Here is a 13,489-nt window from a genome sequence, read left to right as displayed (position 1 = left end):
AAAAGGCGGATTCTGCTCTGCAGAACGGCCGCCTTTTCTCCAATCAGGCCTTCTTGGCCTCTTCCAGCTTTTTCATTTTTTCATCAATCAGGATCATGAACTGGTTTTCAAGCCTGGCCAGTTTCTCCCTGCTCTCTTCCAGCCCTGTGCTGTTCACGCCGAAATAGAATTTGATCTTTGGCTCTGTTCCGGAAGGGCGCAGGCAGATCCATGAACCGTCCTCAAAAAGATACTTGATGACATTTGACTTTGGCAGGCCGATTGGCTCTTCTTCCCCAGAGGCCGGCTTTGCAAGGCCAGTAAGATAATCCTCCATCCTCAGGACCTTCCATTCACCCAGAACTTCAATCGGATCTCTGCGGAAGGAAGCCAGCGTTTCCTGGATCAGCTCGGCCCCCTGCTTCCCTTTAAGGGTAAGAGATCTGAGCCCTTCCAAATAATAGCCATATTCCTCGTAGATAGCCATCAGCGCATCATACAGCGACATTCCCTTTTTCTTGTAGAAAGCGCATGCTTCTGTCGCCAGAAGGGCAGCCTGGACGGCATCTTTATCACGGGCAAAATCGCCGATCAGATAGCCATAGCTCTCTTCGTAGCCGAACAGGAATTTGTAGCTGTTATCTTTATAGAAAGCATTGATTTTCTCGGCGATGAATTTAAAGCCCGTAAGCACATCCATGACCTCTACATCATGGGACTCGGCAATTTTTGCACCCAGCTCTGATGTAACAATCGTTTTCAGCATCGCTCCATTGGAAGGAAGCGTTCCCTTTGCTTTCTTTTCGTTCAGGATATAATGAAGCAGAATGGCGCCGGTCTGGTTCCCGGTCAGGACGGTATATTCCCCTTTGTCATCCTTGACCGCAATTCCAAGCCTGTCAGCGTCAGGATCTGTTGCGATCAGGAGATCTGCCCCAACCTCATTGCCAAGCTTGATTGCGAATTCAAATGCGGCATGCTCTTCCGGATTCGGACTTTTGACAGTTGAGAAGCCCGGGTCTGGAACAGCCTGCTCTTCAACTGTATAAACATGCCTGTAATCCATTGCTGCCAGTATATCCTGCACAGGCTTCCCTGCCGTACCATGCAGCGGGGTGAAAACGATTTTTATGTCTGTTTCACTGCCAAGAGCCGGATTTTCCGAAATGGTTTTGAGCTTTTCCTGATATGCCTGGTCTACTTCCTCACCAATCATCGTAATGAGCCCTTGCTCCAGCAGCGTTTCTTCTTCCGCCGCCTCTATCAGCAATTCATTTTCAATTTCATTGACTTTTTCAATAACGATGTCTGCGCTTTCAGGAGGCAGCTGTGCGCCATCCTCACCGTACACCTTATAGCCATTATACTCAGGCGGGTTGTGGCTTGCGGTGATCACAACACCGGCAAATGCCTGCAGATAACGGACCGCAAAGGATAGCTCAGGCGTTGGCCTCAAACCTTTGAATACATAGGCGCGGATTCCGCGCGTTGCCAGCGTTTTAGCCGTTTCCATTGCAAATTCCTTTGACATATAGCGAGAATCGTACGCGATTGCCGCGCCTCTTTTCTTAGCTTCTGTCCCGTATGTTTCAATATACGCAGCAAGGCCGGCTGCAGCCTTCCTGACCGTATAAATGTTCATTCTGTTGGTGCCGGGGCCAATTTCTCCCCTCATGCCGCCTGTGCCGAATTCAAGGTCTTTATAGAAGGCGTCCTCCATCTTGCTGTCATCCAAGCGAAGCTCTGCCAGCTCCTTTTTCAGGGTGCTGTCCATGTTTGTATATCCAAGCCATTTTTCCGCTTTTTGTTTCCAGTCCATCTCTTTACCTCCCGGCTGCCTTTCAACAGGCTGATTGCAGTAAAGCATCTGGCGCTCTTGCTGCTTTTTGTCTGTTATGTACTTGTTCACCCCTTCACAGGGCTGTAATTCTATAGATTCTGCTGCGGCCCGCGAATCTCCTCCTGAAACCTTTCGAGCTTTCACGACAATTTTCCGCAATTTCATTATATAGAAAAAGGCCTGCCAGTGAAAGGCAGGCTGCTGATGTTATTTTTTGTAATGAATCTTATAGATATCATGGCGCCGGTCCTTCAGCTGGCGGACCGTTCCGTCCTGGCGCTGGCGTCTGAGGATTTCCAGGTCCACATCCCCGATCAGCACCATTTCGATATTAGGATTAGTCTCTCCAACGATGCCGTCCCTTGCAAATTCAAAGTCCGACGGCGCAAAAATGCCTGACTGCGCATATTGGATATCCATATTCTCTGTTTGCGGCAGATTCCCGACCGTTCCAGAAATAACCGTATAGATCTGATTTTCGACCGCTCTTGCCTGAGCACAGTACCTGACACGCAGATAGCCTTGGCGGTCTTCTGTGCAGAATGGGGTGAAAATGATTTTTGCACCTTTATCGGCTGCAATCCTGGCAAGCTCAGGAAATTCAATATCATAGCAGATCTGTATCGCAATCCTTCCGCAGTCTGTATCGAATACCTTCACTTCATCCCCGCGGCTGATTCCCCACCATTTGCGCTCATTCGGAGTGATATGGAGCTTATATTGCTTTTCAATTGTGCCATCTCTCCGGAAAAGATAGGCAATATTATAGATTTCATCATCATCTTCTTTGACGAAATGGGAGCCGCCGATAATATTGACGTTATATCTGACAGCCAGATCGGTAAACAGCTCGATATATTCTTCTGTATACTCTGTAACCCTCCGCACCGCGAGGCTTGGTGACTTCTCATCAAGGAATGACATCAGCTGCGTAGTGAATATCTCTGGGAAAACCGCAAAATCTGCCCCTGCATCTGAGGCGACATCTGTGAAATATTCCACCTGGCTTGCAAAATCGTCAAAGGAACTGATTTGCCTCATCATATACTGCACTACGCAGATCCTTACAGGGTAGCTTGTTTTATAAAATCTTTTGGTCGTTGGCAGGTAATCGACATTATTCCATTCCATCAGGGTTGCATATTTGTTGGACTGGACATCATCCGGCAAATAATTGGGATTGATCCGCATGAGGCTGAACTCATTAAGGAGCTGGAAAGAGAGGACCGGATCATAAATTTTATGGCGGGATACCTCGCTTACATACTCTCGCGGGCTCATTTCCCCGGCATATTTATGGTAGTTCGGGATCCTGCCGCCAATGATGATGCTTTTCAGGTTCATCTGCCGCACCAGCTCTTTTCGTGCCTCATACAGGCGGTAGCCGATTTTCATGCGGCGGAACTCAGGGTGCACCATCACTTCGATGCCGTATAAATTATACCCATCCGGATTATGGTTCGTAATATAGCCATTATCCGTCACATCGCTCCACGAATGCCTGTCATCATATTCATCGAAATTGATGATCAGGCTGGAACAGGACCCGATGATATCGCCATCATATTCTGCGACAAACTGGCCCTCCGGGAAGACTTCCAGATGGCTCTCCAAATGCTCCCGCTTCCACGGATCCATGCCGGGGAAGCAAAGCTCCTGCAGGGCTATGATTTTGTCAATATCTTCAGCCCTTGTATTGCGGATAATCATTTTTTTCTCAAACTTGCTTAAATCCAATTTTGACATATTGTCTGCATCTCCTCTTATTCGGGCTGCTCTGTTAATGGCATTAACACTATGAGGGCCTTTTCTCCCACGGCTCCGTCACTCCCACTGTATATAATGGGGCTTTCAGGCTGATTGCCTTCAGCACACCCTCAGAAATTTCGTCGTGGGTCAGCCATCTTGCCGTATCCTCCTCAAAACGGAATCCAAGAATGATCCTCATCCACTTTAACGAAGCAGAGTCCAGGCCATTAAAAGGCTCCCTTGAAGCATGGCTGCCTTTAATTTCATACAGCTCTGTATACTTGTCATCTTGCGCTATGTACTGCAAAAGCCACTGGAAGCTTTCCGAAGCATCGCTTCTCATCCATGCCCAGATCGAACGTTCCCCGGTCCCGAACAGCTTGGATCAAGCCTTCCTGGAATTGGATGGGACTGTAATAGTCTGCTTGTATAAAAGAAACTTTTCCTTCAGGTGCAGAGATTTCTTCCATCATCTTCGCAAAATGATCATGGCTTCTGCCCATTGCACTTACATGGAATCCTTCCTTGCAGAGCGATTCAATCACTCTTTTTAACATACCCGTTCCGCCAATGACTAACGCATGTTTTTTCATCTTTATGCTCCTTTTAAAGATAGGATAATTTTAGGACTGATGCTTGCCCCTGCATCAATGGTAGAATGTTAGAAAGAACCTCCGGCTGCCGCTATCAGCATATGCCTGCACACCCGCTCTCATGCTGTCCTGAACATTGCACAAATGTGAAGATTAGGTGTCTTTAATTCAAGGTAATTTACAAGCCCGGAGAATCTCTTTATAATTTCACCATAAACTAATAAAGGAGAAGCATATGGATAAGCCAAAACAAGACCCGAGGGAGAACCTTTTATTCCTTGCCTGGGCTGCATCCATCCTGGCGATGTTCGGAAGCCTCTATTTTTCTGAAGTCCGCCATTATGAGCCCTGCGCACTCTGCTGGTACCAGCGTATCGCCATGTACCCGCTCGCCGTCATACTCGGGATCGCTGTGATTAAAAAAGACTTTAAAATCAGCTTTTATACAATGATCCTCTCCGCTGCCGGTGCATGCATTTCGATTTATCATTATTCCATCCAGAAAGTCGCTTTCCTTGGAGAAAGTGCCCTTTCCTGCGGCAGGGTCCCATGCACAGGGCAATATATCAACTGGCTGGGATTCATTACGATTCCCCTGCTTGCGCTTACTGCTTTTATCATTATTTTTATAACAAGCCTGATCATCTGGAAAAAAACAAAGGAGGCAGTGTGATTTGAAGAAAGTCATCATATTTTTAGTTATTATCATAGCATTATTTGCAGGTGTGGCAGTGCTCACCAGTATGCAGAATAAAGAAAAGGTATCAGGGGACAACCCTTACGGAACAGAGAATCTGAAATCTGAAACAATCGACCAGCTCGATGATCCAAACTACCAGAACATTATTCTCCCGGATGAACTGGAGAAAAAGCTTGAAGCAGGAGAAGATGCAACCGTCTACTTCTTCAGCCCTACATGTCCGCACTGCCAAAGGACAACCCCTGTTGTCGCCCCGCTGGCAGATGAAATGGGAGTCGACCTTGTCCAATTCAACTTATGGGAATTCGAAAACGGCTGGGATAACTACAACATAAACGAAACACCAACAATCGTTCAATACAAAGACGGCAAAGAAACAAACAGAATCACAGGCTCACAGGACAAAGAAGTATTCGAAAAATGGTTTAACGAGAACTCTAAATAAGAAAAAACGGGAAGGAGCAATCCTTCCCGTTTTTTCGTTGTATATCACCAAGACCTTAAAAAACTTTTATGTCCCTATTCTTTTTTTAAAGGATTTAATGCTTCTATCATAAGGCTGTCCCGAATAAAAACAAGCTCCTACTCGTAACATCGTAGGTTAATACATCAAGAATGTCTGCAGTTACAGAACATCCCCAAATCAGAGCTACATTACGGAAGGAGCTGGTTGTTTTGCAGGATGCCCCATACTACGCTCATTTATACCTATTAAGATTTGTTTTTTCAGGGTGTACAATAGTGTGGTGTAAAGAAGACATTCAGTTCTTTTTATTTTGACTTTATTGAACTAATCAAATATAAAACGAATCATTTATTCTCTATTTTGCAAAATTGCTCATGTGTTTAAAAAGCCCTGTTGATCGGAACGGAAGGCACGCAGACTCCTGCGGGAGATAGCGGCAAAGCTGAGACCCCGCAGGAGCTTGCTCTGAGGAGGCTCAGCGCCGCCCCGCGGAAAGCGAAGTGCCTGGAGTGCAGATCAACAGGCCTCGGTTATAGCCCAAATCTAATAAAATCTTTTGATTTTAAATAGGATTAGAAACAGCAATCATTTCCTGGACTACCCTAAAAAAGTTAAGCAGCAGCTAAAACTCTCAACGCCCTGTTGATCGGAACGGAAGGCACGCAGACTCCTGCGGGAGATAGCGGCAAAGCTGAGACCCCGCAGGAGCTTGCTCTGAGGAGGCTCAGCGCCGCCCCGCGGAAAGCGAAGTGCCTGGAGTGCAGATCAACAGCCTCATTCATAGCGCAATCTAATTCTAAATAGGAACAAAAACATGAAAAAACGGCAAGAAGCACCCCCGCTCCTTCCCGTTCTTCAAACTCAATATTTTTGCCTCATTTTAAACCAAAAGCTCATTCGCCGCTTTCGTATACACACTAAACATATCACCCTTCAGCTCTTTTGCATCAATAAAAGAGCTGAAGCCGAAAGGAAAGAAAAGTCCGAAATCTTTCAGGATATGTACGTTCTTCTGAAAAATATCCTCATATCGGTTTTCCGGATCAGAAGATTCCAGGATGGAAATAAGCGTCTGCAGGCTGGCGATCACCTGAAATGCTTCCTTTAAAGTCCCGAAATATTCAAAATGCCTGGTTGAAGTATGCAGCACCTTCAGCTTTTCAAACTCTTTAATATCCTCATCTGAAAAATAAGCAGGAAAAATAGATGTATAAAAATAATCTACCAGTTCCTTGATCCTCTCTTCCTGGTTAGGAGTCGATGCAAAAACTACTTTCACTGAAAACCCACCTTTGTAATCCTTGTAATCATTTCGTAACATATATTCCTAGAATAACATATCAGCCGAAACTCTAAGGGTGGTAATTATACCCATAGAGACGGCATTTTTTTACATGACCTAGGAAATCATGAATGAAGAAACCGCTTTTTTTTACATAAAAATATGTCTTTTGGCTTATCCGCTTTCAATTATACAATAATGGAGCAAGCTGGAGAGGCATAAATCGACTGGTGGCATTCATTGCATGGAAACTTTTTTCATGTATGATTTATATGTAAATCATCGGCTGACTATTATAGGGAAATACTGGATGAAGGAGGGCTTTGTATCATTACGAAGAAAAAAGGAGAATGGTATGAAATAATAATTCCCAGCCACTGGGAGGGTTTGACGCTTGAGGAGCTTCTCCGCACCCGCTGGAAGGCCCCAAAAAAGCAAATCCATCTGATGCGGATGGAAAAAAGCATAAGAGTGGATGGCACGGCTCCCCGCTGGACATCACCGCTTGCCAAAGGAAGCAGGCTTGAGTTAAAGCTTTTTGCAGAAGAGGAGTTCGGCGTTAAGCCTGCATACCATGACATTGACGTGCTCTACGAAGATGAGCATATGCTGATTCTCAACAAGCCTGCCGGCATGGATACCCATCCCAATGAGCCGATGCAGGAAGACACGCTTGCCAACGCGGCTGCATATCATCTCCTGGCCAAAGGGGAATATCGCCACCTCAAACACATCCACCGCCTTGATAAAGATACAACCGGTGCTGTATTGTTTGCCAAGCACGCACTTGCAGGAGGCATGCTCGATCAGCTTCTTAAGGAAAGAAAAATCAAGCGGACCTATATTGCCATGGCGGACGGGATCATTAAACAAAAAAAAGGGGTGATCCGCAAGCCGATTGGAAGGGACAGGCATCACCCCACCAGAAGGCGGGTTTCCCCAGGCGGTCAGGATGCTGTCACCCATTATGAGGTTGCTGCAGTCTTTCCAAGAGAGCAGCAGACTCTTGTATCCTGCCGGCTGGAAACAGGAAGAACCCATCAGATCAGGGTCCATTTCAGTGATATGGGCCACCCATTGACCGGGGACAGATTGTATGGCGGCAGCCCGGTGTATCCTCGCCAGGCCCTTCATGCTGCCAAGCTGGAGGTGCCGCATCCATTTACAGAGGAAGCGGTAGTCTGTTACGCACCAATAACCGGCAACCCGGAAATGTTCAAAGGGTTTCAGCTGGAGGAGCTTTAAATCTTCCGCAGAACACATGAAAAGCCGTACAGAGGGTTCCAGCTAAACCAAACAAAAGTTAATTAAACACCAAAAAAGCCCCTAAAAAGGGGCTTTTTTGTATTAGTCTGCTTTGCGCATGCCTTTCATGATCAGGCTTAGCACAAATACTAGAACGATTGCACCGATAATAGCAGGGATAATGGCAAAGTCAGCTACAACAGGACCCCAGTCGCCAAGAATCAGTGTACCTAACCAAGCTCCGACGAAACCTGCGATAATATTACCGATGACGCCGCCCGGGATGTCTCTTCCTACGATCATGCCGGCAATCCATCCGATGATTCCACCAATAATTAATGCCCAAAGAAAACTTAACATAATTTCTCACTCCTAATTAGTTTTTTTTTGCAGAATGTAGTTTATAAAAGCATCAGCTGTTGCCAGCTGGCTCTAACAGATTGACTGGCGCAAAGCCTTCTTCATCTCCGGCCTTTACCGCCACTTTGACACGGACCGTATCCCGGTCCAGCACTTCAAGTTCGGTCCCTTTTTCTACAAGCAGCGCATCCTTTTCTTCTTCCAGCTGTTTAATCCCATCGTAATCATTGATTTGGATGAAATCGTATAGGCTGTCATAGGCCTCAGGGGTGGCAGCGAGGTAAAAATCCTCCTCCGCTTTAACAGTATCCCCTTTTTCGACTATTTCTTGCTTAACAGTTTCTTTGCCTTCCTCTAATGCACCTTTGATTTTATTAATCGTATCAGGCGCATTTTCTTTTACTTCATCAGCAGCCTCTTCAGTCTTTTCCTTGGCAGATTGAGCAACTTCCTCAGCTGACTGCTCAATTTCATCAGCCGCCTGATTCAGCTCCTGCTCAGCTTCCTGCCCGTTGCTGCAGCCTATAAGAAATATTAAGATGGCAATAATCGGTACCGAATAGAGTTTCTTCAACCATCACCCTCCTTTTCGGTTTGTTGTTTGCTGCTTGTACAAATAAATTACCCCGGCTTCAAAATCTAAAACATGCGTCTTCTTTCCTTTATTTGCTAGGATGTTTTTTTGTAAAGCGGGAATATAAAAAATTTGTACTTGCCAAGGTGTAAGAATGTTCTTAAAAAAACCAAAAGCGGCTGCTCCCGCTGCAGCCGCCCATTTTATATAAACGGCTTTCGCCGAGGTTGTAATAATCTTCTTCCCCTGGAAATCTCGTCCAAAACGGAATTAAAGCAATGATTTTTTTGAAAACAAGCCCATTTTTTAATTTAAAAGAATCTGTCGCAAAAAAAAGGAATCCTGTTCAACAGGATTCCCCTACATGCTTTATTATTCAAGCAGGAAATCTGCCTTCTCCCCGCCGTAAAAGTACAGCCGGTGGAGCGGCCTGGTCATCCCCACGTATAGAAGCTTTATATCGATTTCTGAAGACGCATCGTATTTTTCATGTATTGAAACGATAAATACTGCATCAAATTCCAGTCCCTTGGATAAGTAGGAAGGCACAATCACAATTTCATCCTTTGGAATGCTCTCCTGTTCTGCAAGCAGACGGACTTTTTCCTCAGTCTCTACCTTGAAATAATCATATAAAGTTTGGCAGTCCTTCATTGTCTTGCCGATAACAGCAAAGTTCTTTAGCTGCTCTTTCCGCAGCTCCTTCACCTTTTCTGCAATCTGCCGCGCGAGCCTGGCTCCTTCTTCTCTTTTTATAAAAGCCGGGCTCTCACCATGTCTCACAACAGGTTCCACCTGCGGAAAGGAATAAGGCAGGAGCTTCAGCAGGCGGTTTGCCATTTCCATGATTTCTATTGTTGTCCGATAGCTTTTCTGCAGCTCTGTATAGGTAGCGCGCGGGAATATCCCGCTGACGACCGGTTCCCACGCCTTTAGCCCCCGATAAGAATGGATTCCCTGGGCGAGATCTCCCACCAGCGTAAACATATCTGTATCACAGGCCTTTTTCAAAGCATATATTTCCATATAGCTGTAATCCTGGGCTTCATCAATAACGATATTCTTTGCCTTAAGGTCTTTATCAACCCCATACAGCTCTGTCTGCAAATACAGGAGAGCAGCCAGATCTTCACGTTCAACCTTCTTCTTGTCAAGGAGAGAAAGAGAATAGCTGCATAATTCTTCTGCTTCGCCTTTCGTCAGTTCATTTCCTGAAAAACGGACGATTCTTGCCGGATCCTCGAAAAGCTCACGGTAGTAATCCAGCGCCTTCTTTTTAGGAAACTGCTTCATATAGTCGGGGACAGCCCTTCTGATGCTCTTTTGGACCTCCTCCAGCCGCTCGGCTTTTTGATCAAGAGCATGTGAGACATATTCTCTCCTTTTGTCTGCATCCTTGCCGCGGTATATGGCCCTGTCAATCCTGTCATCATAGTAGGCTTCAATTTTGGCCAGGATGTTCTTTTTCTTCCTTTTCAGATCGCCTTGAAGGATGCTTTTAAGCTTCTCAAGCCTCCTGAAATAGGGAAGATAATGATAATCTTCATGGAAAAGCCTGATAAATTTTTTTCTGCTGAACAGACGGAACTTATCTGCCATAAAATCTTCAGTAGGATAAAAGGTAAAGGAAATGCTTTTTAAATAATGATCCAGTATGGTCTTAAACAGACGGGATCCTTTAATTTCTGACACTCTGAGGCCGGGCCCTTCCCCTTTTTCTTCAAGAAGCTGGATGAGCTTCCTGTCCTCAGCGATGGAAAAATTCCCGGTAAGGCACTGCAGGACATACTCGGGGAAAGTCGTCTGCCTGACTCTTTCCACACCAAGCTCCGGCAATGCTTCTGATATGTAGTCTATGAACAGCTGGCTCGGAGCCAGGATCATCAGCTGCTCCGGCAGGAAATTCTCTTTATATTGATAGATGAAGTAACTGATCCGGTGGAGGGCGATGGTCGTCTTTCCGCTTCCCGCCGCTCCCTGGACGATGATGGGCTTGTTCAGATCCGCCCTGATGATGCGGTTTTGCTCTTCCTGGATCGTTGAAATGATCTCGGTCAGCCGGCTGCTGGAGCTTTTGGCGAGGGAATCCTGAAGCAGTTCGTCGGTAGTGGTAAGATCGATATCCCGGATTTCCTCCAGAATGCCGTCCTCAATCATAAGCTGTCTTTTTAACGTCAGCTGGCCGTCATAATTTTCTCCGTATGCCTCATATTCTACCCTTCCAAGCCTGCCTTCATAATAGAGATTGGCAATCGGGGACCTCCAGTCCACGATAATCTGTTCCTGGTTCTCCCTGGAATAGAGCGAGGTTTTTCCAATATACAGGCTCTCCTTCTCTTCCTGGCCTTTATGCTGGTAATCAAGCCGGGCAAAATAAGGCTTTGGAAGGGCATTCCGGAGGCTGGACAGCTCATCCTTGGACATTTCAAAAAAACGGGCGTTCGTCAAAATGGAGGAATAGCTTAAGCTTGATTCAAGCCAGTCAGTGTCCTGAAAGGCTTCTTTCATGTTTTCCTTGAACTGGTCTTTGCTGGATTGTGCTGTTTTAATGACAGCCTCCATATATTTTCTGGTAAAGTCGAGCCGTTCACTTTCCTTCTGATAATCGGGGTGCTGATCTGGTGTCATATGTTTCTCCTTTCATTCCAATTCAGCCGCTTGAGAAAGAAGTTCATATGGGCTTGTGAGGAGCAGAAAGTTATATTATCAGAAAAATCAACCACTTACAATACCTTTCTGCACAGGCTGGAATAAATGTAAATTTTCAGGAAATTATCATACTATTTCTAATTCCATATAGCTTTTATATTAAGTTTTTGTAAATTTTGAGCGAAATGCTACCTTATTCGACAAATTTCATATAAAATGTTTTCGTTTGGGGGATTTTTTTGCCGGAGCAGCGGCTTTGAATCTGCACAAATTTTGGATGTAAGAGCTTCTTTGGCTGGATAGCGGGTATACTATGTAACTAATCGGAACTGCACTTTGCCATCCGCTGAATGGGCTTTTGGTTCTAGGCATTTAACAAATGGGGGTTTAAATATGGTTTTCAAGAAGAAGGACAAGTTTGCAATTTTGCTGAGCAGCATATCTTCCAATGTAAAAGAGGGAGCTCACTATTTTGCCGATTACAAACTGAAAAATGTCAGTGATCTGAAGATTTTTTCTGAAACGATGAAAGAGTATGAAACAAAAGGCGACACATTTGTCCACGAAGTCATCAAAGAACTCAATAATGCTTTTATCACTCCGATCGAGCGTGAAGATATCCTCCACCTTGCGATGAGCATGGATGATGTCCTTGACGGGATTGAACATTGCGCTGCATTGTTTGAGATGTACTCAATTACACAGGCAGACGATTATATGCTTAAATTTGTAGATGCTATCCGCAGCTGTTCATTGGAAATTGAAAAAGCTGTAGAGCTGCTTTCAACCAAAAAGCTTCTTGATATCAGGGAGCATGCCATCAAAATCAAGGATTACGAATCAAAATGCGACGGGATTCTGCGCCAATCCATCAAGCACTTATTTTCAGTTGAAAAAGATCCGATCCGCATCATTCAATATAAAGAAATTTATGAAAACCTGGAAGATATCGCTGACAGCTGTCAGAATGTCGCCAATACTTTAGAAACCATCATCATGAAGAATGCGTAAGGAGCTTTCATAAATGGATTCCATTTTCATCATAACTATACTGATTGTCATAGGGGCACTGGCCTTCGACTTTATCAATGGCTTCCATGATACAGCCAATGCCATTGCCACAGCCGTCTCAACGAAAGCACTGAAACCAAGGCATGCCATTATTCTTGCCGCTACGATGAACTTTGTCGGGGCTATGACCTTTACAGGAGTAGCCAAAACCATTACAAAGGATATCGTTGATCCCTTTACTCTGCAGAACGGTTCAATCGTCATCCTGGCAGCATTGATTGCTGCGATTTTTTGGAACCTGCTCACATGGTATTACGGTATTCCGAGCAGTTCATCCCATGCGATTATCGGCTCCATTGCAGGCGCGGCAATAGCAGCTGCAGGATTCCAGGCCCTTAATTACGGAGGCTTCATGAAAATCATCCAGGCGCTGATTTTCTCTCCGCTTATCGCTTTTGTTGTCGGATTCATTGTATATAGTATTTTTAAGGTCATTTTCAAAAACAATAACCTGACAAAAACAAACAGGAATTTCCGCCTGTTCCAGATCTTCACGGCTGCCCTGCAGTCATATACACATGGCACGAACGATGCCCAGAAAGCAATGGGGATCATTACAATGGCGCTCATTGCCAATAACTATGTCACAACGGATGATATCCCGTTCTGGGTACAGCTGTCCTGTGCTGCTGCAATGGGGCTTGGAACATCTGTCGGCGGCTGGAAGATCATCAAGACTGTCGGCGGCAAAATCATGAAAATCCGCCCTATCAACGGTGTTGCAGCTGATTTGACCGGCGCAGCCATCATCTTCGGTGCAACAGCAATACACCTGCCGGTCAGCACTACCCATGTCATTTCTTCTTCAATTCTTGGAGTTGGATCAGCTCACCGCCTAAAAGGCGTTAAATGGGGCACGGCACAGCGGATGCTGATCACCTGGGTCATCACCCTGCCGATTTCCGCTACGATTGCAGGGCTTGTGTACTTATTGCTGAATGCCATTTTCTAAACAAACAACAAAAAAGCTATTGGAGCCAA

General features: G+C 45.4%; 13 protein-coding genes. 5 read left to right on the top strand and 8 right to left on the bottom strand.

Annotated features, from left to right (window positions below):
• Positions 1 to 43: 43 nt before the first annotated feature.
• The 4 genes from LCM00_RS07190 to LCM00_RS07175 form a co-directional block, all read right to left on the bottom strand.
• Entirely contained in the window at positions 44 to 1,798 is a 1,755-nt protein-coding gene (locus LCM00_RS07190; RefSeq protein ID WP_224899488.1) for a phospho-sugar mutase, read from the bottom strand.
• Between the two features lie 228 nt (positions 1,799 to 2,026).
• Positions 2,027 to 3,565 carry a carbon-nitrogen hydrolase family protein gene (locus LCM00_RS07185; protein ID WP_224899483.1) on the bottom strand — a complete coding sequence of 513 codons (1,539 nt, stop codon included), beginning with the start codon at positions 3,563 to 3,565 and terminating at the stop codon, positions 2,027 to 2,029.
• Between the two features lie 49 nt (positions 3,566 to 3,614).
• Positions 3,615 to 3,875, bottom strand: a complete 261-nt coding sequence (locus tag LCM00_RS07180; protein ID WP_224899480.1) for a Rossmann-fold NAD(P)-binding domain-containing protein — start codon at positions 3,873 to 3,875, stop codon at positions 3,615 to 3,617.
• The gene (locus LCM00_RS07175; RefSeq protein ID WP_224899477.1) at positions 3,853 to 4,161 is read right to left on the bottom strand and encodes an SDR family NAD(P)-dependent oxidoreductase; all 309 of its coding nucleotides are present in this window, start codon (positions 4,159 to 4,161) and stop codon (positions 3,853 to 3,855) included. Before LCM00_RS07175 ends, LCM00_RS07180 begins: the two co-directional genes overlap by 23 nt.
• A gap of 235 nt (positions 4,162 to 4,396) precedes the next feature.
• Here LCM00_RS07175 and LCM00_RS07170 point away from each other — a divergent pair, with 235 nt between their 5' ends.
• A complete protein-coding gene (locus tag LCM00_RS07170) occupies positions 4,397 to 4,834 on the top strand; it encodes a disulfide oxidoreductase (protein WP_224899473.1) in 438 nt (145 codons plus the stop codon).
• Position 4,835: 1 nt separating this feature from the next.
• On the top strand, positions 4,836 to 5,306 hold the full coding sequence (locus LCM00_RS07165) for a thioredoxin family protein (protein ID WP_224899470.1): 471 nt from the start codon (positions 4,836 to 4,838) through the stop codon (positions 5,304 to 5,306).
• Positions 5,307 to 6,207: 901 nt separating this feature from the next.
• On the opposite strand, the gene LCM00_RS07160 is transcribed toward LCM00_RS07165, so the two are convergent.
• Positions 6,208 to 6,606 carry a YhcU family protein gene (locus LCM00_RS07160; RefSeq protein WP_224899467.1) on the bottom strand — a complete coding sequence of 133 codons (399 nt, stop codon included), beginning with the start codon at positions 6,604 to 6,606 and terminating at the stop codon, positions 6,208 to 6,210.
• Positions 6,607 to 6,996: 390 nt separating this feature from the next.
• Here LCM00_RS07160 and LCM00_RS07155 point away from each other — a divergent pair, with 390 nt between their 5' ends.
• A complete protein-coding gene (locus tag LCM00_RS07155; RefSeq protein WP_263623302.1) occupies positions 6,997 to 7,854 on the top strand; it encodes an RluA family pseudouridine synthase in 858 nt (285 codons plus the stop codon).
• Positions 7,855 to 7,956: 102 nt separating this feature from the next.
• Here LCM00_RS07155 and LCM00_RS07150 read toward each other — a convergent pair whose 3' ends face one another.
• From LCM00_RS07150 to helD, 3 genes are all read right to left on the bottom strand, one after another.
• A complete protein-coding gene (locus LCM00_RS07150) occupies positions 7,957 to 8,214 on the bottom strand; it encodes a GlsB/YeaQ/YmgE family stress response membrane protein (RefSeq protein ID WP_148976717.1) in 258 nt (85 codons plus the stop codon).
• Between the two features lie 52 nt (positions 8,215 to 8,266).
• Positions 8,267 to 8,788 (bottom strand): YtxH domain-containing protein, encoded by a 522-nt coding sequence (locus tag LCM00_RS07145; RefSeq protein WP_224899464.1) that lies wholly within the window; start codon positions 8,786 to 8,788, stop codon positions 8,267 to 8,269.
• A gap of 372 nt (positions 8,789 to 9,160) precedes the next feature.
• A complete protein-coding gene (helD, locus tag LCM00_RS07140; RefSeq protein WP_224899461.1) occupies positions 9,161 to 11,416 on the bottom strand; it encodes an RNA polymerase recycling motor HelD in 2,256 nt (751 codons plus the stop codon).
• A 414-nt stretch (positions 11,417 to 11,830) separates the two neighbouring features.
• Here helD and LCM00_RS07135 point away from each other — a divergent pair, with 414 nt between their 5' ends.
• Together LCM00_RS07135 and LCM00_RS07130 are read left to right on the top strand one after the other, a co-directional pair.
• Positions 11,831 to 12,448, top strand: a complete 618-nt coding sequence (locus LCM00_RS07135; RefSeq protein ID WP_224899458.1) for a DUF47 domain-containing protein — start codon at positions 11,831 to 11,833, stop codon at positions 12,446 to 12,448.
• Between the two features lie 13 nt (positions 12,449 to 12,461).
• The gene (locus LCM00_RS07130) at positions 12,462 to 13,460 is read left to right on the top strand and encodes an inorganic phosphate transporter (RefSeq protein WP_224899455.1); all 999 of its coding nucleotides are present in this window, start codon (positions 12,462 to 12,464) and stop codon (positions 13,458 to 13,460) included.
• Positions 13,461 to 13,489: the final 29 nt, after the last annotated feature.

It is taken from the genome of Bacillus infantis (assembly GCF_020171945.1).
Classification (GTDB): Bacteria; Bacillota; Bacilli; order Bacillales; family Cytobacillaceae; genus Bacillus_AB; species Bacillus_AB infantis_A.
This window is presented reverse-complemented; position numbering and strand designations above follow the sequence as displayed.

Bases quoted from the DNA above. Each gene is read 5' to 3' on its own strand.
- LCM00_RS07150 (WP_148976717.1), bottom strand. From the start codon at position 8,214: ATGTTAAGTTTTCTTTGGGCATTAATTATTGGTGGAATCATCGGATGG.
- LCM00_RS07170 (WP_224899473.1), top strand. From the start codon at position 4,397: ATGGATAAGCCAAAACAAGACCCGAGGGAGAACCTTTTATTCCTTGCC.
- LCM00_RS07135 (WP_224899458.1), top strand. From the start codon at position 11,831: ATGGTTTTCAAGAAGAAGGACAAGTTTGCAATTTTGCTGAGCAGCATA.
- LCM00_RS07130 (WP_224899455.1), top strand. From the start codon at position 12,462: ATGGATTCCATTTTCATCATAACTATACTGATTGTCATAGGGGCACTG.
- LCM00_RS07185 (WP_224899483.1), bottom strand. From the start codon at position 3,565: ATGTCAAAATTGGATTTAAGCAAGTTTGAGAAAAAAATGATTATCCGC.
- LCM00_RS07190 (WP_224899488.1), bottom strand. From the start codon at position 1,798: ATGGACTGGAAACAAAAAGCGGAAAAATGGCTTGGATATACAAACATG.
- LCM00_RS07175 (WP_224899477.1), bottom strand. From the start codon at position 4,161: ATGAAAAAACATGCGTTAGTCATTGGCGGAACGGGTATGTTAAAAAGA.
- helD (WP_224899461.1), bottom strand. From the start codon at position 11,416: ATGACACCAGATCAGCACCCCGATTATCAGAAGGAAAGTGAACGGCTC.